The sequence below is a fragment of the Polaromonas sp. genome (assembly GCF_010365105.1).
GTDB lineage: Bacteria > Pseudomonadota > Gammaproteobacteria > Burkholderiales > Burkholderiaceae_C > Polaromonas.
Window position 1 is genome coordinate 57,997 of sequence record NZ_JAAFGZ010000005.1, and the last position, 24,669, is coordinate 82,665.

Annotated in this window: 25 protein-coding genes and 1 tRNA gene; 4 read left to right on the forward strand and 22 right to left on the reverse strand. The window is 54.8% G+C overall.

The annotated features are described in order from the left end of the window. Positions 1-38 precede the first annotated feature (38 nt). From queF to yaaA, 4 genes are all read right to left on the reverse strand, one after another. Positions 39-884, reverse strand: a complete 846-nt coding sequence (queF, locus tag GZ092_RS04400; protein WP_293634732.1) for an NADPH-dependent 7-cyano-7-deazaguanine reductase QueF — start codon at positions 882-884, stop codon at positions 39-41. Beyond that, on the reverse strand, positions 871-1,311 hold the full coding sequence (locus tag GZ092_RS21205; RefSeq protein ID WP_363254244.1) for an alpha/beta hydrolase: 441 nt from the start codon (positions 1,309-1,311) through the stop codon (positions 871-873). Before GZ092_RS21205 ends, queF begins: the two co-directional genes overlap by 14 nt. Next, a complete protein-coding gene (locus GZ092_RS21210; protein ID WP_363254246.1) occupies positions 1,311-1,802 on the reverse strand; it encodes an alpha/beta fold hydrolase in 492 nt (163 codons plus the stop codon). Before GZ092_RS21210 ends, GZ092_RS21205 begins: the two co-directional genes overlap by 1 nt. A 76-nt stretch (positions 1,803-1,878) precedes the next feature. Further along, complete coding sequence (gene yaaA / locus GZ092_RS04410) at positions 1,879-2,655, reverse strand: peroxide stress protein YaaA (RefSeq protein WP_293634734.1); 777 nt, start codon at positions 2,653-2,655, stop codon at positions 1,879-1,881. A gap of 218 nt (positions 2,656-2,873) precedes the next feature. Between yaaA and GZ092_RS04415 the strand changes: the two genes are divergently transcribed. Next, the gene (locus GZ092_RS04415) at positions 2,874-5,792 is read left to right on the forward strand and encodes a valine--tRNA ligase (protein ID WP_293634736.1); all 2,919 of its coding nucleotides are present in this window, start codon (positions 2,874-2,876) and stop codon (positions 5,790-5,792) included. 123 nt (positions 5,793-5,915) lie between these two features. Further along, positions 5,916-6,842: a UTP--glucose-1-phosphate uridylyltransferase GalU gene (gene galU, locus GZ092_RS04420; RefSeq protein WP_293634738.1), complete on the forward strand. Its 927-nt coding sequence runs from the start codon at positions 5,916-5,918 to the stop codon at positions 6,840-6,842. A 94-nt stretch (positions 6,843-6,936) separates the two neighbouring features. Here the strand turns inward: galU and GZ092_RS04425 are convergent, their stop codons facing one another. Both GZ092_RS04425 and cysM read right to left on the reverse strand, forming a co-directional pair. Continuing rightward, positions 6,937-7,164 (reverse strand): sulfurtransferase TusA family protein, encoded by a 228-nt coding sequence (locus GZ092_RS04425; protein WP_293634740.1) that lies wholly within the window; start codon positions 7,162-7,164, stop codon positions 6,937-6,939. A gap of 27 nt (positions 7,165-7,191) precedes the next feature. Next, positions 7,192-8,094, reverse strand: a complete 903-nt coding sequence (cysM, locus tag GZ092_RS04430; protein WP_293634742.1) for a cysteine synthase CysM — start codon at positions 8,092-8,094, stop codon at positions 7,192-7,194. Between the two features lie 41 nt (positions 8,095-8,135). Here cysM and GZ092_RS04435 point away from each other — a divergent pair. Continuing rightward, positions 8,136-8,220 (forward strand) — tRNA-Leu (locus GZ092_RS04435). Between the two features lie 52 nt (positions 8,221-8,272). On the opposite strand, the gene GZ092_RS04440 is transcribed toward GZ092_RS04435, so the two are convergent. Continuing rightward, positions 8,273-8,503, reverse strand: a complete 231-nt coding sequence (locus GZ092_RS04440; protein WP_293634744.1) for a hypothetical protein — start codon at positions 8,501-8,503, stop codon at positions 8,273-8,275. Positions 8,504-8,560: 57 nt separating this feature from the next. Continuing rightward, the gene (locus GZ092_RS04445; protein WP_293634746.1) at positions 8,561-8,875 is read right to left on the reverse strand and encodes a VanZ family protein; all 315 of its coding nucleotides are present in this window, start codon (positions 8,873-8,875) and stop codon (positions 8,561-8,563) included. A gap of 269 nt (positions 8,876-9,144) precedes the next feature. On the opposite strand from GZ092_RS04445, the gene GZ092_RS04450 reads away from it, so the two are divergent. After that, positions 9,145-9,711: a hypothetical protein gene (locus tag GZ092_RS04450; RefSeq protein ID WP_293634748.1), complete on the forward strand. Its 567-nt coding sequence runs from the start codon at positions 9,145-9,147 to the stop codon at positions 9,709-9,711. A 69-nt stretch (positions 9,712-9,780) separates the two neighbouring features. Here the strand turns inward: GZ092_RS04450 and GZ092_RS04455 are convergent, their stop codons facing one another. The 14 genes from GZ092_RS04455 to GZ092_RS04520 form a co-directional block, all read right to left on the reverse strand. Further along, a complete protein-coding gene (locus GZ092_RS04455; protein WP_293634750.1) occupies positions 9,781-11,907 on the reverse strand; it encodes a YjbH domain-containing protein in 2,127 nt (708 codons plus the stop codon). Positions 11,908-12,493: 586 nt separating this feature from the next. Next, positions 12,494-12,895, reverse strand: coding sequence for a VanZ family protein (locus GZ092_RS04460; protein ID WP_293634751.1), 402 nt, complete (start codon positions 12,893-12,895; stop codon positions 12,494-12,496). A 49-nt stretch (positions 12,896-12,944) separates the two neighbouring features. Further along, complete coding sequence (locus tag GZ092_RS04465) at positions 12,945-13,211, reverse strand: type II toxin-antitoxin system RelE/ParE family toxin (protein WP_293634753.1); 267 nt, start codon at positions 13,209-13,211, stop codon at positions 12,945-12,947. Next, complete coding sequence (locus tag GZ092_RS04470; protein WP_293634755.1) at positions 13,212-13,466, reverse strand: hypothetical protein; 255 nt, start codon at positions 13,464-13,466, stop codon at positions 13,212-13,214. It lies immediately after the preceding gene. A 168-nt stretch (positions 13,467-13,634) separates the two neighbouring features. Continuing rightward, on the reverse strand, positions 13,635-14,252 hold the full coding sequence (locus tag GZ092_RS04475; RefSeq protein WP_293634757.1) for a YdcF family protein: 618 nt from the start codon (positions 14,250-14,252) through the stop codon (positions 13,635-13,637). A 277-nt stretch (positions 14,253-14,529) separates the two neighbouring features. Next, positions 14,530-15,672: a glycosyltransferase family 4 protein gene (locus tag GZ092_RS04480; RefSeq protein ID WP_293634759.1), complete on the reverse strand. Its 1,143-nt coding sequence runs from the start codon at positions 15,670-15,672 to the stop codon at positions 14,530-14,532. Next, entirely contained in the window at positions 15,672-17,633 is a 1,962-nt protein-coding gene (asnB, locus tag GZ092_RS04485; RefSeq protein WP_293634761.1) for an asparagine synthase (glutamine-hydrolyzing), read from the reverse strand. Before asnB ends, GZ092_RS04480 begins: the two co-directional genes overlap by 1 nt. Further along, on the reverse strand, positions 17,633-18,772 hold the full coding sequence (locus tag GZ092_RS04490; protein WP_293634763.1) for a glycosyltransferase: 1,140 nt from the start codon (positions 18,770-18,772) through the stop codon (positions 17,633-17,635). The genes asnB and GZ092_RS04490 overlap by 1 nt, the downstream gene beginning before the upstream one ends. After that, on the reverse strand, positions 18,769-19,875 hold the full coding sequence (locus GZ092_RS04495) for a glycosyltransferase family 4 protein (protein WP_293634765.1): 1,107 nt from the start codon (positions 19,873-19,875) through the stop codon (positions 18,769-18,771). Before GZ092_RS04495 ends, GZ092_RS04490 begins: the two co-directional genes overlap by 4 nt. Continuing rightward, positions 19,872-21,104: a hypothetical protein gene (locus tag GZ092_RS04500; protein ID WP_293634767.1), complete on the reverse strand. Its 1,233-nt coding sequence runs from the start codon at positions 21,102-21,104 to the stop codon at positions 19,872-19,874. The genes GZ092_RS04495 and GZ092_RS04500 overlap by 4 nt, the downstream gene beginning before the upstream one ends. After that, positions 21,098-22,042, reverse strand: a complete 945-nt coding sequence (locus GZ092_RS04505; protein WP_293634769.1) for a glycosyltransferase — start codon at positions 22,040-22,042, stop codon at positions 21,098-21,100. The genes GZ092_RS04500 and GZ092_RS04505 overlap by 7 nt, the downstream gene beginning before the upstream one ends. Positions 22,043-22,051: 9 nt before the next feature. Further along, on the reverse strand, positions 22,052-23,557 hold the full coding sequence (locus tag GZ092_RS04510) for an oligosaccharide flippase family protein (protein WP_293634771.1): 1,506 nt from the start codon (positions 23,555-23,557) through the stop codon (positions 22,052-22,054). Positions 23,558-23,561: 4 nt separating this feature from the next. Beyond that, a complete protein-coding gene (locus GZ092_RS04515; protein WP_293634773.1) occupies positions 23,562-23,972 on the reverse strand; it encodes a GNAT family N-acetyltransferase in 411 nt (136 codons plus the stop codon). Then, entirely contained in the window at positions 23,959-24,669 is a 711-nt protein-coding gene (locus tag GZ092_RS04520) for a WbqC family protein (RefSeq protein WP_293634775.1), read from the reverse strand. The genes GZ092_RS04515 and GZ092_RS04520 overlap by 14 nt, the downstream gene beginning before the upstream one ends.

Consider the following 24,669-nt stretch of genomic DNA (forward strand, 5'->3'; position numbering starts at 1 on the left):
CACCCCATAATCGTGATCAGCTATCGATTAAATAGCAATCACTGCCGCGCCGTACGCACATTCGGCGGCATGGCCTGCGGGTGGCTGGTGCGAAACGGGTTGATGTCGAGCCCGCCCCGTCGCGTGTAGCGCGCATACACCGTCAGCTTGACCGGCTTGCAGCGCGTCCAGAGGTCCATGAAGATGCGCTCGACGCACTGCTCGTGGAATTCGTTGTGGTTGCGGTAGCTGACGAGGTACTGCAGCAGCCCTTCCTGGTTGATCTGCGGGCCGCTGTAGCTGATGCGCACGCTGCCCCAGTCGGGCTGGCCGGTCACCAGGCAGTTGCTTTTCAGCAAATTGCTGGTCAGCACCTCGGTCACCGGCGGCTCGTCAAACACGGCGCTCAGCAGGTCGGGTGCGGGCGTGTAGCGGGTGCATTCCACATCGAGCCGGTCGAGGCTCAAGCCGTCGAGTTCTGCCACGTCCTCGCGGTCAAATAGCTCGGGCAGCAGCAGCCTCACGCCCACCGTCGCGGCATGCGGTGCGCCGCGCCAGGCGGCTTCGCTGATGTCGGCGCGCAGCCGCGCCTGCACGGCGGATGCATCGGCAAACCGGGTGTTGTTGAAGCTGTTCAGGTAGAGCTTGAAGGACTTGCTTTCCACGATGTTGGACGACTCGCAAGGCACGGTGAAATGCGCCAGCGCCAACTGCGGCTTGCCGCGCAGGTTGAGCCAGCTCAGCTCGAACGCGGTCCACAGGTCGGCGCCGAAAAACGGCGGCGCGGCGCCCACACCGATTTCCTCGCGCTTGGCCAGGCGCGGAATCGGAAACAGCAGCGATGCGTCGTACTGGTCCACGTAGGCGGACGATTTGCCAAGTTCGGAATGCTCAGGAAGGTTCATGTTTCGGTGCAGAGGTTGTCGGGTTGGCCGCATCAAGGTGCGGAATCAGCAAGGCCAGCAGGCGCTCGACCACGCCGGGCGGCAGGTCATGGCCCATGCCGTCGATGCCGGCCAGGTGCGCACCGGGAATGCGGCGGGCGGTGTCTTCGGCGCAGGCGAACGGCACCAAGGGGTCGGCCTTGCCGTGGACCACCAGCGTCGGGATGGTTTTCAGCCCGGCGAGTTCATCGGCGCGGTTGCGGTCGGCCAGCACGGCGACCATCTGCCGCATGATGCCGACCGGGTGCAGGCTGCGCCGGGCGGCCGCGCCGACAAGGTCGCGCCACTCGGCGTCGCGCATCGGGAAGCCGGGGCTGCCAATGGCCTTGAAGACACGCACCGAATGGTCGATGGCCGCATCCAGTCCTTTGCCGGCGGGCCGGCTCATCAACACGCGGCTGACCTCGGGGCCAGGCCCGGGCGCGCGCCGCTCGAACTCATGACGCTGGCCAGGCTCAGCACCCGTGCCGGCGCCAGCAAGGCCAGGCGCTGGGCAATCATCCCGCCCATGCTCGCGCCGACCACATGTGCTTTGCCGATGTCCAGGGCATCAAGCACGCCCAGCGCGTCCTGCGCCATGTCGCGCAGGCTGTAAGGCGGCGTGATGCGCCAGCCGAGCCGGTATTTCAGCCCCGCCCACAGCACCCGGGGCTTGCCCAGCGCATCGAAATGCTGGCTCAGCCCGGCGTCCCGGTTGTCAAAACGCACCACCCGGTAGCCCGCGTCAAGCAAGGCCTGCACCAGGGCCGGCGGCCAGGCAATCAGCTGCATGCCCAGGCCCATGATGAGCAGTACGGCAGGACGCGGCCGGCCCTGTGCATCAAAGCCAGGGCCGCTGTCCTCGATTTCGATATCGATGCCGTTTGCTCTTTTTTTCATAGCTGTATATGCAGTATTGACAAGCGGAAACTTGATGATTGACCAATATTCATCGTGAGCGGGCGCTGTGGCAAATTCAAGCGCCCTGCGAGCGCCTGAACACCAGCCGGTCGATGACCGACGCGCCGGCATCGAATGCATAGCCTTCCACCTCAAAACCCTTCAGCTGATCCACCGTGGTCAGCCTGTTTTCAACAGCGTAGCGCACCATCAGGCCGCGTGCGCGCTTGGCCATGAAACTGATGACCTTGTACCGGTCGCCCCGGAATTCCTCGAACACGCAGGTCACCACCCGCGCCTTCAGCACCTTGCGGCTGACCGACTTGAAGTATTCCTCGCTGGCCAGGTTTATGATCACGGGCGACACGTCGGAGGCGGCGCGTTCGTTCAGGTAGTCCGCAATCTGCGCGCCCCAGAACTGGTAGAGGTTCTTGCCCTGCGCCGTCACCAGCGGCGTGCCCATTTCCAGCCGGTAAGGCTGCATCCAGTCGAGCGGCCGCAGCACGCCATACAGGCCGCTCAGGATGCACAGGTGCTGCTGCGCCCACTCCAGTTGCGCTTCGCTCAGGGTTTTCGCGTCCAGCCCCCCATACACATCACCATTGAAAGCGAGCGCGGCCTGCTTCGAGTTGCTGGCGGTGAAGCGGGGCGACCAGGCTTCGTAGCGCGCCGCATTCAGCGCGGACAGCGCATCCGAGAGCTTCATCAGCGAGGCGATTTCCTGCGGCGACTTGGCGCGCATCACGCCGATCAGCTCGGCGACCTGCCGGATGAACAGCGGCTGGCTGTGCGGCACATGGCCAGCGGGCGTGGCGTAGTCGAGGGCTTTGGCGGGGGACAGCAAAAACAGCATGTTTCGAATTCTTCAGAATACACAAAAGGCCTGACTTTACACAGCTACAACCGCCAACCCATGCGGCAGGTTTCAAAGCCCTGCGCTTGAGCGTCGCTGCACCGCGATGCAGGTCAGCCCGGTCGAATAAAATCAGGCCTATTTTTCTCAGCCCCGCGCCCGCCCATTCCACACACAACCCAAGGCGGCATCCCTGCGATGCCGTTTTTCATTGCCCCATGACCCAAGCTGCCCCCCCTGCCCCGACCGCCCCTGCCACCGACGCTGTCAAGGTGTTTCCCCCCACGCCGGGACTCGACAGCCTTGCCAAGTCCTTCGAGCCTGCCGAGATTGAGAAGCACTGGGGGCCGCTGTGGGAGCAAAGCGGCCAGTACGAGCCGACGCTGGACGCCGCCAAACCGTCATTCGCCATCCAGCTGCCGCCGCCGAATGTGACCGGCACGCTGCACATGGGCCATGCGTTCAACCAGACCATCATGGATTCGCTGGCCCGCTACCACCGCATGTGCGGCGACAACACGCTGTGGGTGCCCGGCACCGACCACGCAGGCATTGCCACGCAGATCGTCGTCGAGCGCAAGCTGCAATCCGAAACCGGCAAGACCCGCCACGACATGGGCACCAGCCCCGCCGAGGCGCGCAAGAACTTCGTCAGCAAGGTCTGGGAGTGGAAGGAAGAGTCCGGCTCGACCATCACGCGCCAGATGCGCCGCATGGGCGACTCGGTGTCGTGGAAGCATGAATACTTCACCATGGACCCGAAAATGTCCAAGGTCGTTACCTCGACCTTCGTGCAGCTGTACGAACAGGGACTGATCTACCGGGGCAAGCGGCTGGTGAACTGGGACCCGGTGCTGAAATCCGCCGTGTCCGACCTGGAAGTCGAAAGCGAGGAAGAAGACGGCTTCATGTGGCATATCCGCTACCCGCTGGCCGACGGCTCGGGCGACATCACGGTCGCCACGACGCGCCCCGAAACCATGCTGGGCGACGTGGCCGTGATGGTGCATCCGGAAGACGAACGCTACATGCACCTGATCGGCCAGCAAGTCACGCTGCCGCTGTGCGACCGCACTATTCCGGTGATTGCCGACGATTACGTGGACAAGGACTTTGGCACCGGTGTGGTCAAGGTCACGCCCGCACATGATGCGAACGACTATGCGGTGGGCCAGCGCCATCAACTGCCCATCATTTGCGTGCTGAGCCTGGACGCCGCCATCAACGACAACGCACCCGAAAAATACCGCAGAATGGACCGCTTCGTCGCCCGCAAGGCCGTCGTGGCCGACCTGGAAGCGCAGGGTTTCCTGGTCGAGGTCAAAAAACACAAGCTGATGGTGCCGCGCTGCACCCGCACCAGCCAGATCATCGAGCCGATGCTGACCGACCAGTGGTTTGTCGCCGTGAACAAGGTCAGCGACCAAGACCCGACCGGCAAATCCATTGCCCAGAAAGCCATTGACGCGGTGGACAGCGGCGCGGTCAAGTTCGTGCCCGAGCAGTGGGTCAACACCTACAACCAGTGGATGGGCAACATCCAGGACTGGTGCATCTCGCGCCAGCTCTGGTGGGGCCACCAGATTCCGGCCTGGTATGACGAAGACGGCAAGGTTTATGTGGCCGAAAACGAAGCCGCCGCGCAAGCCCAGGCCGCAGGCAAAACCTTGCGCCGCGATGAAGACGTGCTGGATACCTGGTATTCATCGGCGCTGGTGCCCTTCTCGTCCCTCGGCTGGCCGGAAAAGACGAAAGAGCTGGATCTGTTCCTGCCTTCGAGCGTGCTGGTCACCGGCTACGACATCATCTTTTTCTGGGTCGCCCGGATGATCATGATGACGACGCACTTCACCGGCCAGGTGCCGTTCAAGCACGTGTACATCCACGGCCTGGTGAAGGACGCGCAGGGCAAGAAGATGAGCAAGTCCGAGGGCAATGTGCTTGACCCGGTGGACCTGATCGACGGCATTGAACTCGCGCCGCTGCTGGACAAGCGCTCGCAAGGCCTGCGCAAGCCCGAAACCGCGCCGCAGGTGCGCAAGAACACCGAAAAGGAATTCCCGGCCGGCATTCCCGCTTACGGCGCCGATGCGCTGCGTTTCACCTTTGCGTCGCTGGCCAGCCTGGGCCGCAGCATCAACTTCGACAGCAAGCGCTGCGAAGGCTACCGCAACTTTTGCAACAAGCTCTGGAACGCCACCCGCTTCACGCTGATGAACTGCGAAGGCCAGGACTGCGGCTTGAACGAGCACACCAAAGCCCAATGTGCGCCCGGCGGCGAGATGGAAAACTACCTTGACTTCTCGCAGGCCGACCGCTGGATTGCCTCGACCATGCAGCGCGTCGAGCTGGAAGTCGCCAAGGGCTTTGCCGACTACCGCCTGGACAACGTGGCCGGCCACATCTACCAGTTCATCTGGGACGAGTTCTGCGACTGGTACCTGGAAATCGCCAAGGTGCAGATCCAGCAAGGCAGCGACGCGCAAAAGCGCGCCACGCGGCGCACGCTGATCCGCACGCTTGAAGGCATCCTGCGGCTGGCGCATCCCTTGATTCCGTTCATCACCGAGGAACTCTGGCAAAAGGTCGCGCCCGTGGCCGGCAAGGCCGGGCCGTTCATCGGCCAGGCGCCCTACCCGCAAAGCCAGCCCGAAAAGATCGACCCGCAGGCCGAGGCGCATGTCGCGAAGCTGAAAACACTGGTCGATGCCTGCCGCAACCTGCGCGGCGAAATGAAGGTCTCGCCCGCCACACGCCTGCCGCTGCTGGTCGTGGGCGACAACGCCTTCATCAATGCCGTGGCGCCCGTGCTCAGATCACTGGCCAAGCTCAGCGAGGTCAAGCTGTTTGCTACCGAGGCCGAATGGGTGCTGGCCGCCGAGGCCGCGCCCGTGGCCGTGGTCGGCGATGCGCGCGTCTGCCTTTACATGGAAGTCGATGTGGCCGCCGAAAAAGCCCGGCTGGGCAAGGAAGCGGCGCGGCTTGAAGGCGAGCTGGTCAAGGTGCAGGCCAAGCTGGCGAATGAAACCTTCGTCGCCAAGGTGCCGCCTGCCGTGCTGGAAACGGAACGCAGGCGGCTGACGGAATTCACCAGCACGCTGGAGAAGATTCGCGAGCAGCTGGCACGGCATCAATAATGCAACAGCTCATCACATTTCTACGATTTCACGGGGTTGGCTCAGGCCGGTCCGGGACATAGTCTGACACGGGCCAAGCCTTCAAAGCCAGACAATCGGTCCTTAATTTTTCAAGAAACGCCCATGCAAAAACCCATTCTGAGAAAAGCTGTGTTTCCTGTCGCCGGCCTCGGAACCCGCTTTCTGCCCGCAACCAAGGCAAGCCCCAAGGAAATGCTGCCCATCGTGGACAAGCCGCTGATCCAGTACGCGGTGGAAGAAGCCTATTCAGCCGGCATCCGGGACATGATTTTTGTGACCGGAAGGAATAAGCGCGCCATCGAAGACCATTTCGACACAGCGTACGAGCTGGAAACCGAACTGGAAAAGGCGGGCAAACATGAATTGCTGGCGCTGGTGCGTTCGGTCCAGCCCGACGACATGACCGTTGCCTTTGTCCGCCAGCCCCGCTCGCTGGGTCTGGGCCATGCCGTGCTGTGCGCCGAGCACCTGGTCGGAAACGAGCCGTTCGCCGTCCTGCTGGCAGACGACCTCATGGTCGGCCCGCAAGGCGGGGTGTCGATCATGGCGCAGATGGCCGAGCAGTTCCGGGAGCTTCAGCAATCGGTGCTGGCGGTGCAGGAAGTGCCGGCCGAGCAAACACAGCGCTACGGCATCGTGGCGGGTGAAATGGTGGGCGAGCACCTGATGAAGATCAGCCACATGGTCGAGAAACCGGCACCCGAGGCCGCGCCTTCACGCATGGCCGTGGCCGGCCGCTACATCCTGACGCCAGCCGTTTTCGACCAGATCCGCAACCAGACCCAGGGTGCAGGCGGAGAAATCCAGCTCACCGACGGCATTGCCGGGCTGATGCAGCACGAAAGTGTTTACGCATTCCAGTACCAGGGCAAGCGCTACGACTGCGGCAGCAAGGAAGGCTTCCTGGAAGCCACGGTGGAGCTTGCCTTGCAGCACCCCGAAATCGGCGCGTATTTCAGGAACTACCTGGACCACCTGCAGATCGGCTGGTCGGGCAAGGAACGCCGGGCTGAAAACCTGCAAAAGTAGCGGCGCAAGGCCTGGTTCCTGTATGCCCTGAAAGCCCTGAAAGCGGCAATCAGTCGGGGAGCGATCTGCCCGGTCTTGTCAAGGCAAGCTGGGATCAGCGGCGCTTGAGTACATGAATGAACTCGTTACCGACGATTTGCTGATCCAGCAAGTCATTGCCGGTCTGTTTGGCAAACGCCTGAAAGTCCCTGGCTGATCCGGCATCGGTTGACACCACGCGCAGCAACTGGCCGCTTTCCATGGCTGCCAGCGCTTTCTTGGCCTTCAGGATGGGCAGCGGACAGTTCAGGCCGCGGGTGTCGAGTTCTTTGTCGATGTTCATGGATGTCTTTGTTGCCAAACCCTATTTTCACGCAGGAAACACACCGGTGGACAGGTAGCGGTCGCCCCGGTCGCAAACAATGAACACGATCACCGCATCCTTCACCGTTTTGGCGATTTCCTGCGCCACCCAGCAGGCCCCGGCGGCCGAGATGCCGGCAAAGATGCCTTCCTCGCGCGCCATGCGCCGGCACATGTCTTCGGCATCCAGCTGGCTGACCAGGACCAGTTGATCGACGTTGCGCGGGTCGTAAATCTTCGGCATGTAGGCTTCGGGCCACTTGCGGATGCCCGGAATGCGCGAACCTTCACTCGGCTGCGCGCCAATGATGCGGATGGCCGGATTTCTTTCCTTCAGGTAGCGCGACACGCCGGTGATGGTGCCGGTGGTGCCCATGGCGCTGACAAAATGCGTCACCGTGCCGGCGGTGTCGTTCCAGATTTCAGGGCCGGTGGTGTCGTAATGCACGCGCGGGTTGTCGGGGCTTGAAAACTGGTCCAGCACCCGGCCCTTGCCGTCCTGCTGCATCCGCTCGGCCAGATCGCGCGAATATTCAATGCCGGCGCTTTTCGGCGTGAGGATCAGTTCGGCGCCAAAGGCCTTCATGGTCTGGGCGCGCTCGATGCTCAGGTCCTCCGGCATGATCAGGATCATGCGGTAGCCCTTGATCGCGGCGGCCATGGCCAGCGCAATGCCGGTGTTGCCCGACGTGGCCTCGATCAGCGTGTCGCCGGGCCGGATCTCGCCACGCGCCTCGGCGCCCTGGATCATGGCCAGCGCCGGCCGGTCCTTGACCGACCCGGCCGGGTTGTTGCCCTCCAGTTTGCCCAGAAGGATGTTGCCGCGTACGGTGTTTTCGGCGGCAGCGATTCGCTGCAGTGCGACCAGCGGTGTTTTTCCGATGGCGTCTTCAATCGTTGGAAATTTCATAGCCCACTACTGTGCCATAATTTCGTTCTAAACTTTTTACCGCCCGGGTGGTGAAATTGGTAGACGCAGGGGACTCAAAATCCCCCGCCGAAAGGCGTGCCGGTTCGATTCCGGCCCCGGGCACCACAGACAAGGCCGCACAGTTCCAAAGACGTGCGGCCTTTTTGTTGGGCGTGTCTCAGAGCCGTATGGGCATCAGCCGCAACCACAGCACAAAAGTGGCGGCCCCCGCAATCGTCCAGGCAAAGTTTTCAGCGTCGCCACCCTGTCCGGTGAAATGCAGATACATCTCCTTGGCAAAGCCCAGCCCGACCGGCGTCAGGGCGGCCGCAATGATGCCGAAAGGCGAGGCCAAAGCCGCGCAGGCCATACCTGCGAAAAAATGCAATATTTTTGTTTTGGGGAACATGGTGATGTGTCTCTTGAGACGCATCATAGGTGTTCAGGCAACCTGACCAGGGCACCCTTATCTTGCAGATGGGCAGGCGCTGTCGGCCCAACGCCTGCACACCACCATGACGGCCACCCCCAAAATGGCTCCCGCCATGTCGATGCCCACATCGAGCAGACGCGGATGACGGTCAACGGCCAAAAACTGCAGCGCCTCGGTCAGCAGTGCCAGGGTCAGCGCCAGCAACAGCACCCACCGTGCCGGACAGGCCAGAGGCCGCATCATCAGCAGCAGCGACATGCCGCAAAACACCACGAAATGCGCCCAGGACGACAACGAAAAAGGAACGTTCAGACTGTGCTCCACCCCGTTGCGCCACGCATTGGGCATTTGCGTGCCGACGAGAAGCGCAAGAAAGTGCAGGGCATTGAGGAAAAAGCCGCTATCTTATGCAATCAGCAGCGCGCTGCAGGGCCAGGCTATCCAGGCTTGCACGGAGTATGGGCATACACAGCAAGCAGTACTTTCCTGTAACTTTGGCAACTGGAAAGAAAAATCCCCGCTCAAGGCGGGGATTGTCCCAAACCGGGGTTAAGCCGCTATGCGCTTAATTGCCAGCGCCAGTAGCGCCAGTGGCTGCCACCAGGGTGACACTGCCAATGGTGAAGCTGTTCAACGTCACCACGCCTGTGGCGCTGATCGACACAGACACAGTAATGGGTTTGGAATTGATAGTACCCAGCAGCAAGGTGACAGTCGTGGGGGTGGCAATGCCATCGCCCTTGATGCCAGCGGTGGCCACGGACAGGGTGCAAGGTTTAACCGTGAACGTCTTGCCCTGTGCCAGAGGATGGCTGGGGGCAAAACTGGACTGTGACACCGTGAAAATGCATGACCCGAAAGTCATGGAACCCGATGCCGTACCTTCAGCCGAATTGATGGCGAACGAAGGCGTTGTGCCATTGCCTGAAAGCTTAAGGGATGTGGCCGAAGTAGTGCCAAAGGCAGGAACGCCCGTGCTGAAGTCAAAGCTCTTGTCCAGCACGCTGTTGACCAATGTCGCGCCCGTTTGTGGCGTGATCTCGGCTGAAAGGCTGCTGCTGGCAATGGGCGCAGGCGAAAGCTGCCCGTTGTCGCTGCTGCCGCCACAGGCGGACAGCAAGGCGCTGCCGCTCAAGACCAGACAGGCCAGGGAAACTTTATTGAACTTCATAAAAAATCCTTAAAAAATATCAATATTGATACAAGCACACACCAAAGCATGGACCGGGAAGGTCCATGCTTTTCCTGAAAATTCAATCAATCTGGTCTCGTGCATAAAGATAGAAAGACTCCCGCAGACGCTGGACCTGGCCCGTGATGTCGGCCGGCGCAATGCGGCCCGAGTTGAGCAGTTCCACTTCAGGCTTGTAATTCAGGTCCACCGGCCGCACGGCCGAGCTGTCCACAAAATTGCCCGCGTTGGAGGCGTTGGTCTGACGCGTGCGGATCGACTGCGCATACCTGGCAGTGCCGGTGAGCTGAACCGGCCCCGCCGCCATGCCCTGGCGCGGCGTGAGCGGCAGGTTCAGCTCCAGGCCCACGAAGGTGTTTTTGCCGCCTTTGCGCGCGAACAGCTGTACGGCCACATCGCCAAACCAGCGCGTGAACACCACCGACGGCCCGGTGGAACGGTCGGTATATTGCTGGTAGCCGGCCTCGACCCAGGTTTCAGGGCTGAAACGCCAGCGATAGGAACCCGCATAAGCCTCCACCGTGCGCGGCCGCGCATCGTCCGGGCGCCGCAGGTAACTGCCCTTGAGGTGAACCGTGTCGGCGCGCCAGGGCAAGAACAGGATCGATTCGCCCTCGGCGCCCAGGCCGTCATGGTCAAACTTCCCTGCGCCCACGCTGGTGAACAGGCGCGGGTCCAGCCAGAACGACTGCTGCAGCGCCAGTGTTCTCAAGCCATTGCGCTGTCGCGACGTGGCGAACACCCGTCCCGGCTCGGTGTTGGAGCTGTTGGTGATGCGCTGCACCACGTCGGCATAGACCTCCGCGCCCTTCCACAGGCTCGCCGTGCTGCGCACATTGGCCGCCAGCGAATAATCGAAGGCGCTGAATTCAGTACCCAGCGCGTAACTGAGCAGCGGCTTGACTTCCACGCGCAGCCAGTTCTGGCGGCGGCCGGCCCCGGCCTCTCCTGCAGCCCACTGCACCGCCGCGTCGTCATAACCGGGCATCCGGCCAAAGTCCATGGTGTCTTTCACGCGCGCCGCATCGCCATCGCGCAGAAAGCTGCGGTAGGCCGCCACCTCGACAGAGGTTTCAAGCACCTCCAGCCCCGCCTTGCGCGTTAGCACATGCACGCGGGTGGTGCCCGCTGGTGCAGCTTCAGCCGCCAGCCCCAGCACGATGCCCAGGGCATCGGCCTCGTTGTGCAGATAGCGATGGTTTTCATACTCCACCACCAACTCGTTGTTGCCCCGCATCCCGACGCGTACCCGGTCCAGGCCGGTGGCGCGCAAGGCCCGCGCCAGGCTGTCCAGCCGGTCCTGCGGCGTGGCCACCATGGCGCCCGCCGGCACAGCATCTTCCAGCGCAGCCAAAGGCCGGATGGCCGCATCGGTTCGGCGCTGGCGTGCCTTGTCGGCCATGCCCAGCGGCACGACCAGCGACACATTGACGCTGGTGGCATTGGCCGAACGCCCTGCCAGGGTGGTGGCGCCGAAAGAGCGCTGCAGCGTGCCCACCAGTTGCCCGTCACCCAGCCAGGGCAATTCCTCCGAGTAATACCGCAGGCCGGCATGCTGCTGCGTGCCGTCGGTTTCTGCCAGCAGCGTGGCGCGGCTGCTGCCCAGCTTGAGCTCGGCCCCGCCAAACACGCCGTCGAGCACCTTGGCCCCGCCTGTCCGCGCCTTGCCCTGGGCATAGCCCAGCGACCAGCGCAGCGGACCGACCTCATCGCTTGCCACCGCATATCTGGATTTGAAAAACACCGCGCCGCCGCTGATGTCGGTCGCGCCCACGGCCAGGGTGGGTACACCGGGCAGGTCGATCGGCAACTGCCATTTGAGATTGGCCGAGATGTCGCTAAGGCCGTTGCCCCCTGTCAGGCTGGGCGCGCCGGGCGCCAACGCCCGGCGGCTGGAATATTCAGCGAACCGTCCGAAAAGCTCGACCCCGGGCAGCAGGCCAATGCCCAGCGAATAGTTTTGCTGGCGGCTGAACATCCCCAGTTTCGGGTCCTGATAGTTACCCATACTCAGCGCCAGGTCGCCCGAATTCAGCACATAGGCCGACGGAATCGTCAGCCCCCCCGTGGCTCCCAGACTCGCCACACCCAGCCCCTCGGCCAGCGCGGCGGCAGGCAGCATGGCCAGCCCCATAAGGGCAAGTGACGTCTGGTGGATGCGCTGCAGGCCGCCTGTCCTGAAATTCATGGTGATCCTGCTGCGGTTTAATGGCCACCAAACCAGTGGCAGCCTGCAAATCGAAAAGAAATTAAAGTTCCGTGTTTGAAGTGTAATATTTAATTCAAATCATTAAAAGTGAAATAGAAATTAATAGTGCAGAAATCAAACATTTCAGCAATTTGTTAATTTTTTATTGTGTGGACTGCAATTTTTCAAGGCTTGAAAATACAGTTGGCCTAAGCAAAAAGGCCAAAAGCAGCGCACCTCAGGAATTAAACCCGATTTTTCATTGAATCAGGCTTTTCCGCATGTCCAGCAAGGTTTTACAGCTATGAATACAGGAGCAATAAAGCCTGACTTTGCAAGTTTGGCAAAACCTTGCGGCTGCCAAGGAGTCTTGCCTCAACGCTGAATTAACAGGTCGTTCAGGTCTTGCTTCGGGCGATGCATTTCACTTCCGGGCCATGCACGGCCTGCAACACTTGTCCGGATCTTTTGGCTGTTGAGTCGGGATGCGTCCCACAGGAAGCAGCCTGGCTTGCTGATTTAACGGAAACATCAATTCCAACAAGCAGTTGCGATTTTTCAGGACCGGTTGTCCATGCGCGTCAATTCAGGCCGGCGGACCAGCCCGAAGCCGGATCACAAGGCGAGCCAGATGGACCACCGCCCATCCCAACGCCAGCCCCACGGCATCGGCCACCACGTCGCGCCAGTCGGCAGAACGGCTGGGTGTGAAGGACTGCAGGACCTCGATCAAGACGCCATAGGCCAGCAGGCCGGCAAGCACCGCCATTGTCCGGCCCGGAAAAGCGCGCATTCCCAACAGCGCCATGACAGAAAACGCCAGAAGGTGGTTGGACTTGTCCCAACCGGTGCTGGGAATGGGAACGTCTGTCGGCACGAGAGCCAGCACCAGCACGGCCAGCACGCACGCGCCAAAAGCCAGTCGCCAGGCCAGCAAAGGGATGGGCTGGCGGCGCGGTTGCAGGGCAACAGGATTTGATGGATTCATGGTGATCAAACGGCTACCAGGCCTTATTGGAAACAACAGCCATACGCATTTATCGCTTTGAATTTCTGTAAAAATTTTTGTCACTTCCGTGTGCGAGCAAAATTATTGCCGCTTCCCCGACCTCATGAGCCAGCAACCACTGCTGCGTGTTGTGCTTGTATTTCACAACCCTGACGCCAGCAAGATCACCCTTTTTCATGTCCCCGGCTTCGGGTTGGTCCACAAGCGCGCGCAACTGCTCATCCAATGCATTCTTCTCTGCCGGATGCAAGCCCTTGATGTTGCGAGCGAACCTCGGGGTGACAAGGAATTTCATTCAATCAAACTTGCAATCGCTGAGCATGCCCGCAGCAGCCTCTTGCCGGCTGATCAGGATTTCACGAATCATGCCCACCGGCAGATCTGGATTGTCCTCAGCGGATTTACCAAGTCGTGCCCAATACTCGATTTGCTTGGTGACCGAGCGGTGCATGGCCGCTGCGCAGGGGCGGGCTGAGTCCACCAGTTGGCCCGAAATCTTGAGTGCTGAAGGCATTGGATTCTTCAAAAATAAGTTGGAATTAAAAGCCATACAGTTTCATATTGCAACCTTGTGCATGACATTTGAATGGCATTTTCATGATTTGGAGATGACAGCAATTTCATTGTCAACCAGCCAAGCGCTCGCTGAGTGCATGCAGACACAACGAAGGATAAAACGGGCTCAGTTCAAGCAACTGCAAAATGCATTCCTAAAGTCTCAAGCCCGCAACGACAGCCGAGCCGCCACCGAGTAAGCGGCAAGCCCCATCCACTCGTGCAGCACCAACTGCCAGCGCACAGCACCGCGCGCCAGCGAATAGTCCGTCCAGCGCGAAAACCCGACACTGCGGTAATCCATCGGGGACGGCGCTATATTCCAGCCGACGGCCCTGAAAACGGCCAGCGCCCGGGGCATGTGCCGGGCCGACGTCACCAGCAGCCAGGGCTGCGTGATGTCAACACCTGGCACCGCCGCACCCAGCACGGCGTTTTCATAAGTGGTGCGCGAAGCTCGCTCGTACAGCACCCGATCAGCGGGCACGCCCATGCGCTTGAAAAACGCCTCGGCCTCGTCGGCTTCAGTCGGGCCACTGGCCCACCACTTGCCGTCGCCGCCGGTAAAAAGCAGCCGCAAGTGGGGGTGTTGACGCAGCAGCGTGACCGCAGCTTTCAAACGCTCCTTCGAACCACCCAGCACCACCACCCCGGTGTAAGCCTGCAGTTGCCCGGCCACCACCGCCATTGGCGCGGGGTGGCGATTTTCGAGGTTGCGCAGCACGGCATCAGGCAGCGGCAACCAGCCCACCAATGCCGTCAAGCCCAATGCGAGCAGCAACAAACACCGAGCAGCGGCAGGACGCCGGAACCACCACCACAGCGCCAGCAAAAACGACACAGCCGCCCAAATGAGCGGCTGCGTGAAGAGGGAGAGAATTTTTGAAAGATAAAACAAAGACCCCAATCAGGACAAAAGTAGGCTAAATTCATGATGAAATCAGCCTCTAGCGCAACATCAGCGGGCGCAAGCAGCTATAAATAAAGTAGCGTCATCGTAGGTCGGGTTAGCGCAGCGTAACCCGACATCTGCGCCTCCCGCACCCAGGCACGTCGGGTTACGCTTTGCTAACCCGACCTACGGGCCGGTCAGCCGCCACATCCCCCACCACGGCCAAGTACCGCTCAATCACCAGCCGCTCATCAAAGTTCTGCTCGACAAACGCGCGTCCACGCAGGCCCATGGTTTGGCGTTCTTCAGGCGCCAGGGCAACAAAACGCAGCAGCTTGTCCGCCAGATCCAGCGCATCGGCCGGACGGCACAAGAAGCCGGTTTCACCGTCAAGCACCGTGTCGCGGCAACCCGGCGCATCGGTGGTGATGACCGGGCGGGCCGTGGCGGCAGCTTCCAGTAAGGTACGGGGAACGCCCTCACGGTAAGACGGCAACACCACGCAGTCGGCCAGCACCAAAAATGGCCGCACATCGTCTGTCGGCCCCAGATATTCAACCACGCCTTCAGCCACCCAGGCTTCCACCTGCGTGCGGGGAATGGCCGACGGATTGGCCACATCCAGAAAGCCCAGCAATTGAAAGCGTGCGCCGGGGTGCAGCGCACGCACGCTGCGCGCGGCCTCTACATACTCGCCCACGCCCTTGTCCCACAACATTCGCGCCACCAGCAAAAACACCGGCGCATCAACAGCCCGCGCAATAGGCGCGGTGGGTGAAAAACGGCTCAAGTCAACGCCCGAGCCCGGCAAGCGCTCGGCCTGGCTTGCACGCACCAGCCCGCCATCGACAAACACCGCCATGTCATCCAGATTCTGGAAAAACACCCGGTGCGCGCGGCCAAAGGTCAGGCGGTACAGCGTCTTGGCCACCCGCGTGACCAGCGACTTGCGGATAAACGCCCGGCCCAGCCCCGACACATTGGGCACAAACGGAACGCGCAGCGCAATGCAGGCCAGCGCTGAATACAGATTGCCCTTGGGCGTGTAGCTCAGCACCAGGCTCACCTGGTGACGGCGAAACACCGCCCCCAGGCGCAGCACCGACTGCAGTTCGCGCACCGGATGCGTACCGCCGCCTGAAATTGGCACCGCCTCAAACGCAATGCCCGCGTCGCGGATGCGCTGGGCGTAGGCATCGTCCGGCGCCACCGCCACCACCGTGTGGGCGGCCGCCTGCAATGCCAGCATCAGGTTGAGGCGAAAGTTGAACAGATACCAGGCAGTGTTTGAAACGACAGCGATGTGCATCAGGTAGCGGGCCCATTTTCTTCAAGCCACGCCTGAAACATCAGCACGCACCATAAGTGCGGTGTCCAGTTGCGCTGGCCAGACAAATGCTCTGCCCACTTCTGCCGAATGGGTGCCGGGTGAAAGTAGCCTTCGCGCTCCAACCGTGCTTCATCCAGCAGCGACTCGGCCCAATCCCGCAACGGGCCGCGCAGCCAATCTTGCAGTGGCACGGCAAAGCCCATCTTCGGCCGTTCAATCAACTCTTTGGGTACATGCCGGTAAAGCACCTGGCGCAACGCCCATTTGGTTTGACCCTCTCGCAACTTCATGGCCTGCGGCAAGCGCCATGCAAATTCCACCACGCGGTGGTCCAGAAAGGGCACCCGCGATTCCAGTGATACCCCCATCGACGCCCTATCGACTTTCGCCAAAATATCGTCTGGCAGATAGGTGAGCATGTCCAGCGCCATCATTCGCTCAATCTCATCCAGCGCGGGCAAATCGGGCGCATTGCCGGTCAACAAGGTTGCGGGCTCAAGCCCGCCAATCACCACAGAAGCCGGATCATGCCAATGGGACACCAAACCAAGATAGAGCGCATCCACCGAGCCACTCGCCAGCAAATTCGCCCCTTTGTGCAGCTTGTTGCCGATATTTGTGCCATTCATAGAACGCGGCAATACGGCGGCCAGACGATTCCAGGCCTGCGGCGAAACACCTTTCAGCCCTTGCGCTATCAGCTTGCGCAGTGGGACAGATAACAGTGACATCTTGTGCCAATGATTAGCCGTCATTTGGTAACGCGTATAACCGCAAAACAACTCGTCCCCGGCATCGCCAGAAAGCGACACCGTGACATGCTGCCGGGCCAATTGGGAAACCAGAAACGTGGGAATTTGCGACGAGTCAGCAAACGGCTCGTCGTACAAAGCAGGTAGGCGCGGAATCACCGCCATGGCTTGTTCAGCCGTGACATACAACTCGGTGTGCTCCGTACCCAAGTGCTTTGCCACTGCCTTGGCATGTAGCGCCTCGTTGTAGCCCGCTTCGTTAAAGCCAATGGTGAATGTTTTCACCGGTCGCGGTGACTGCATTTGCATTAACGCCACCACAGTTGAAGAATCAACCCCGCCCGACAAAAATGCACCCAGTGGCACATCTGCCATCATTTGCTGGCGTACGGCATCTTTCAACAAGGTTTCCAGTTCATCTACAGCTTGCGTTGCGCTGCCGGTGAACCTATTCGCTACACCGGAAATTGCCGCTTGTGCCCCAGACCAGTAAGTCACCACTTCAGGCTCACGATGATGCATTGAAACCGTTAGCAAGCATCCCGGATTCAGTTTGGAAATTCCTTTAAAAATTGAATAAGGCGCAGGAACATAGTTGTGCCGCAGCAGCAAACTCAATGCACCACGGTCAACCTCTGCCCGAAAGGCAGGATGGGCACGCAGCGCTTTTAACTCCGAGCCAAACAAAAACACCGCTGAATTGCCACTGCCCTGCCAGCCGTAGTACAGCGGCTTTTCCCCAATACGATCTCGTGCAAGCGTGAGGCTACTGGTTTGCCGGTCCCATACCGCAATGGCGAACATGCCAATCGAACGTTCGAGCGTGCCTTGAATGCCCCACGCTGTGAAACCTGCCAGTAGGGTTTCAGTATCCGAATGCCCGCGCCAGGCAATATTTCCACTTTTTTCTAACTCACTGCGCAAATTCAAGTGATTGTAAATTTCACCATTAAAGACCAGAACATATCGCTCGCTAGTCGAATGCATCGGCTGATGCCCTGCCGGGGACAAATCAACAATCGATAAACGCCGGTGCCCCAAACCAATATTCTTATCAACATCACACCAATAACCACCATCATCGGGACCACGATGCTGGATAGTGTCAGCCATTTGCTTGAGTAATTTTTCGTTTTCTGGCGTACCTTGAATGGATACCTCACCTAGAAAGCCAACTAATCCACACATTAATAAAAAACCTTAGTTACAACATTTGTATAAATCGCCTCATACCTCTCACGGAGGCGATTCATAGAGAATTCTTTTTGAATTCGTTCAATAGATTTTTTTCCTAATGCCGAGCGTCCGTCAGCACTCATATCTAATAATCGCTTGAGACCTTGTGCGAGGGCTACTGAATCCTCCTTAGGAACAACTACACCAGTATCTGCCACCAACATGGCTGTATCGCCAGCATCAGTCACTACACAAGGCAAACCAATTGCCATTGCTTCACATACTACAGTAGGGAAGGCTTCGGTACGAGAAGACAAGCAGAATATATCCATGGCGGCCAAGCAAACTGATACATCCGAACGTTCGCCCAACAGCAGAAAACGATCGGAATACCCTGTTTGAGTAATCCAGCGTCCAAGTTCAATATTGGACTCATCCAATTGACGGCCAATTATCAAAAAACGTAAATTCGAATTTTGATGCGCAAGCAAACCCGCCGCACGAACAAAATTCTCGTAATCCTTTGCCGGATTAAACCGTCCTACCGTTCCAATAACAAGCTCATTTGGCAAGAATCCGCATTCTGAACGAAATATTGCCCGCTGATCTGGTGTAGTAACCAAAGCAGAATAATCGACACCGTTAGGAACTACAATCATCCGAATAGCATCGTAGCCAATTTTCAGATGTATATTCCGAGAGGCCTCAGCAACGCACACAATGGTGTGTGGCACCCTGCCAGATAACCATGCACATACCAGCCGTACTGCCCGTGTGGCCCGAGCGCTACTAACTTGTAAATTAACGGAGTGAATGCCCCAGATTACATTGCGGTTTCCAGCCAATCTGGCAGCAATGCCACCTAGCAAGTCTGCGTGATACATCCAGGTCTGGACAACATCAGGCGCAGATGCACGTATTGAGCGAACTAATTGCCAAAGGACACGAGGTATCTCCAATGCAGAACGCATATTTAATGCTTGCACATCAATACCCAACTCTTGCAATTGCGTACCGACTTTACCGATACTCGTAAGGGAGATTACTGAATGAGAATACTCCAGATCGTGCTTGTGCGATTCAATCAATCGCTTGAGCATTAGCTCCGCGCCACCGACATTGAGGCAAACGATGATATGAAGGACTTTCACATTGCCACTCCAACTTGTTGAAACAATTCATCCCATCGGTTGAGAATCGATGCCAAACTGTAGCGCGACAAAACAGATTTCCTAGCCCGATTTCCCAAATCGTCTCTGAAAACTTCATCGCTCATGACTTTTTCCAAGGCCGTTATTAAGCCCTGTTGATCGTTTAAGTCAACAAGCAACGCATCTTTTCCGTCGTTGGAAATTTCACGAGGACCACTGGGACAGTCAAAGGCCACACAAGGCAATCCCACGCCCATGGCTTCAAGCAAGGCGTTAGGAAAGCCCTCAAATCGGGAGGCCATGACGTAAGCATCAGCATTTGCCATGATCTGCCAAGGTTCAGAAGTGCGCCCTTTTAAGAAAATTCGATTTTGCATATCAAGACTTGCTATTTGTTGAAGAATATTATTCTTCAAAGGGCCATCGCCATAAACATGCAAATCCCAATCAGCACATCGGAATGCAAGCTTAGCGAACGCAGCAATAATCAGTTCCACTTGTTTTTCATCGGAGAGTCTCCCAAGACTTAACAATGATTTACGTCGCTTAGCAATTAAATTTTTCTTAATCGAAACAATAGCATCCGGCAGTGGGTTGGGTATCGCACGAAGAAGCTTAATCCCGGAATAAATCTGATCGACTTTCTTGACAACAGAATCTGTTTGAACAGTCAACATGTCAGCATACCGATACGTTAACTTGCAAGCAACCCTTAATAGCCTTGACACTGGCTGTGAAGACGGGTCTGATCTTTCACAAATAATTAAGGGACTCTTTAAAAATGCCGAAGCTATAACTGCAGCTATATTTACATTAGATAAAAAAGAAACAATCACATCAGCTTGTCTAATTGATATTAAACGTCTAAGAATATAAAGTCTCTGCAAACTACTTACAAACGATTTTTTCTTATTCTCTACAAGATCAGCCAAAAAAATCAACTCTATATTTTTTGAAATATCATAAAACGATTTGCCACCACCAGAAAATGTTGAAATTAAGGTAACCTGATTACTGCGTTTAGCCCATGCATTACAAAGAGTTGCAGCCACTCTTTCAGCGCCACCAGCACCCATTGAACTAATTAGTAAAATTATTTTCATGACTTATACCTATTAGTTTTTCGTGAGTATAATTTTGAAAAACTTGAATACAAAATGCACGCAAAAATAACAAGCAAAGCAACCTTAATCAAGCTTAAATTGTAAATGATATCATTTCGATGACCATAAAAAATTGAAATAGATAACCAAAAAATTAATACGAGTTTTAAATAAAAGTAACGTTTACTTTTAATTCTACGGTATATTAAGGTCACCGAAAAAACATGAACAATAAAAAATAAAAATAACCCAACATAACCAAACATAGCGTAGCCAATTCCGTACATTGAGCTACCAAATGAATCCATCCCCGGTACCCCCAAGGAAGATTTGTACATTTCACCGAAACCTTGCAGTTGTGACGTACCAAACAATCTACCGGCAGGTAGCATCGAAATAATAATATTATAAAAATATTTTAATCCAATGTGGAATTCATTTTTAATAATTTCATTAAACAAAGCACTGACACTTGATGATTCCGAATTCGCAATAGAAAGCCCCTCAAGACCTGAAGAACCATTTAATTGATTACCAATTATTTCAACCGCACTATCTAAATTTGGTATTTTATAAAAAAGAAGTTTTGTTAAAGTGAGGAATACGGTCAAAAAAACAATCACCACCAAAAAAGAAAACGTTTTTTTTACGCCAGAAATTGGATTTAATATTAAATATATAACAAGCAATTCAACAATTAGAAATCTAAAGCCAAACCAAATAGATAACGTAGCAAAAAATATCGAAAAAATAAAATAAAACTTTTTCCTTAATACACAAGTCGTAATAAAAAAAATACAAGATGAAACTTCAAAAATCTTTAGCTCATAAGACACTCCCGCCATAAGATCAACCTTGGATTCTGCTCCTATATTTGCATTAATTCTTAATAACAATATAGCCATTAAGCTACTGATTGCAAAACAAACTTTTGCAGTTATTTTTAAGTTTTTACTTAAAAACACTTCGTCAACTTCGTATTCGTACTTTAGTTTAGGCGTCCACAAAGCCCAAACTGCATAAAATATTAATAATATAAAAATACAGTATCTTGAAATTTCAGTAACTTTTGAAGAATATAGACCATCCGATAACCAATTAATTTCATTAAAAAATATTATTGGATAATAATAAAAAAAGAAACCTCCAACTGTTAGAGTAAAAACATTTACCCCCTTTTTATAGAAAACAAAAAAAAGTATGAAAATGGAAACAAAACTTATCACCATTTAAAAACACCTCTTTTAATTAAATAAATAGGTTTGACAATATGCCTAAATGTTATAAACAGCTTTAGTTTAATTTTTTGAAAAATTCTTAGTCGTTTAAATTCAGAATGTTCATAAACTTTATGAGCAAGTTTCGTTTCGCCAAGAACTATGAAGTTTTTAATCCAAATAATGCCAAGTAAATATAAAGCTTTATTAACCAACTCACTCTCTTCACCTTTTAAAAAACGTTCAACGCTCAATATTGCTGAAATATTTTTTTCAAACATTTTTGTTGATTTGAAATAAGATGCAACCATACCGCCGTCATGAACGCGGTACACCCCTAAAGGTTTATTAATATAACCAACAATACCACTTTTTACTCTGTCAACATGCACTTGAAAATCAAGTGGTTCTTGATCAAGGGTATTAGATAACTTGTATATACTACGATACATTGTTGACGAATGCGCTAAAAAATTTCCATATTGTAAAAATGATTTAATGTCAGAAATCTCAGGTAAAAACTTATGGTTAGTAGAAAAAGATCCCTTTTCATTTAGAAATAACATATCGTGCCCAGAAAGTACGCACTCTATATTTTTATCCATAAATTTAGCTTGCGTTAATAATTTATTTGGTAGTAAATAATCATCGCCGTCCATATGAGCAATAAATTCACCAGTCGCTAGGCTATGAACTTTAAAATAATTTTTAGCTGCTCCAATATTTTTTTCATGAAATACTGGTTTTATTAATTTAGGATATTTGATAAAAAAAGATTCGACAATTTGACGCGTCCCATCTTTCGAACAATCATCCCCAACAATCACTTCAAAATCAAAGTCAGTCTCCTGATCAACGATGCTTTGCAGGCACTGTCGAATATATTTTTCATGGTTATAGGTCACTACGCAAACCGAGACTTTTAGCTTTTTTTCCATATATTGCATCATTCATTCTTTTCAGCAAAATCGTGCATGCCATCGGCCACTAATTGTTGCCCTTACCCATGAAGAGCCGACTGCCGCAATAACCACAACAACCAGACTCACAAAGGCAATACCCATAGCGAGAGATGCTCGTTCGTGCGGCCAAGTCACCAAGCCATGCGCCAACGCTGCGGCGGCTACCGTCAAAAAGACTGTGGTCCCTAAATCCCTTAGCAGCCACTGCGTATGCAACCCTTTCACAAAGCGGCGATGCACTTTGGGCACCCAGATCAAAAAATAAACGGAATTCGCACCCAGCCAGGCGTAACCCGCACCGATTACGCCGTATTGCCAAGTGGCCCAAACCAATGAGGGGATAAGCAGCAATACAAACAAGGCATTGCCGATCAAGTGCAGCTTCAAATCACCTTTGGCAAATTGCAGGTAGTAAGGAAAAGCGCCCAAGGCAAGGATGCCGTTACCCAATGCATATAGCGTCAGCACCGGGGCTGCACTGCGGGCGATTGCAGCGTCGCCTGTCCAGGCCCACAACACCTGCTCTGCAAAAAAAGCTAGCACCAACGCGGCAGGAATGGCAATCACGCCCACCAATTGGGTCGCGTTGCGGTACAGGCGAATCAGCCCGGCTTCATCGCCCACGGCAGCAAGCCTAGTCAGACGGGGTAGCAAGGCGCCGCTAATAGGGCCACTGATAATCATCACGCCGCTTGCCACTAGCACAGCCAGGGTGAAATAGGCGTAATCGGCCAGCGGCAGCAATTTGGACAGCACCAGCTTGTCGGTCTGCGTGACCAGTACCCAGACTGAACTAGTAAAGGCAATAGTCAGAGAAAACTTGAGCACGCCACGCAGCGGTGCCCATTGCCAAGGTGTGCGCTGGCCTGCATTCGTTTTGGGCAAGAGGCGATAGGTTTTTGTCACCAGCACCACCAACTCGACCACCGCCAGCACCAACTGATAGCTGAAAAATTCAGTCGGGCTGGTACCTATATACATAAAGAGCGGAATGACCAGTACAAAGCGCGCTGTCGCTATGGTGATATTGAAACCGCTCAGCCACACCAGGCGCTCAAAGCCATTAATGGCACCGCGATACAGGCCGCACACCCAGCGCAACGCAATGATCACGGCCATAAGCATGATGGCGTGCTGCACTTCGGCCAACGGCAACTGCTGCACCTTGAGCCAACCGGTGGCAATGGCACCGGAGCCTGACATCATTGCGGCGCCACCCAGCACAGCAATCCCAATAAAGATGCCTTCCAGCGCCCGCAGCAGGCGACGCAGGCTGAGCGCATCGCTTGCGCCACCGTTAAACCGCGCTGTTTCCCGGGCCATGGTGGGCGTGAGCCCCATGTCCAGCAACTGGAACCAGGCTTGCAGCATGGCAAAGAAACCGACCAACCCATAGGCTTCCGCGCCCATGTATTTGACGTAGAGAGGCACCATTACGATGCCGATTAGCGTGACGTAGATCTGGCTAGCGTAGTTCGCGAGAACATTTTTTTTGAGAGACACTCTTTTAACTCGCAGTCGCTTCCATTAGATACTTATCACTTCGATCTTCGATTGATCGAAAACCCATTGACTTATACAAACCAATTGCAGCTATATTTTCTTTTCGTACTTCAAGACGACAATAATTAAATCTTTTTTGTTTAGTAAAATTCAAAACGCTACGAATTAATGCAGCGCCAACGCCTTTTTTTCTTTCCGCACAAGTTACCATTAATAATGATATATAACTTGAAAAATTTTTCTCATCATTACAGTAAAAAAATACAAAACCAGAAATACCACTAGGTGAGTAATAAACAATACACTCTGCTTTATCTGAAAGTTTTTGCAAATAATCCTCACCAGGGAAAAAATTTCCGTTTTGACGAATTTGTTCTTCACAAATAAGACAAACAATATCTTCAGGTATTTTCATGATTTATATTATTTGCAATGACCATCTCACGTACAGCATTGATATCATTAAACATAAGCACATCAATAATTGATAATCCTGGCTGAAACTCTTCGGAAAATTGCTGGTACTTTTTTAGCTGACTCTCCATAAAATACAGGTCTATTCCATTTGATTTGAATAGACTTTCGTCGTACAACTCTTTTCCGCCCGAAAGATTAAAATAGCTATCCGCTTTTTCTTGACGACAAATATCAATAATTCTCGCTGCACTGTTTAGGTATTTATTTTCATAAGTTGTTGAGGTAAACACGAATTGTGTATCTAAATCAAGATAATTACACACCGCTACAATGCTGGCTTTTGCCAGGTTAGCGATTTTATTTTCTTCTAAAAATAAAATCTCTGATACGAGGGTTTTAATATTATTAAAATAGGGGGCTTTTGAATAGGACTGGCGCATCGATTCAATTATTTTCCTCCGCCATATGTCCCCCGGTTGTACACCGACTTCATTAATCTTCAAAAATGAACTGGCACCCGACAAAGGAACAGTGATATAACGAACATCGCCTGCCAGAAATAAACGGTTTCTATTAATCCAGCCATTTTTGATGAAATTAACATCGTCATAAAATACAAACTTGTCAACTGCTGCAACCAACTGAAAATACCCTATATATGGAAATAAATAGGGCTGCATAATCGCGAGCTTCAT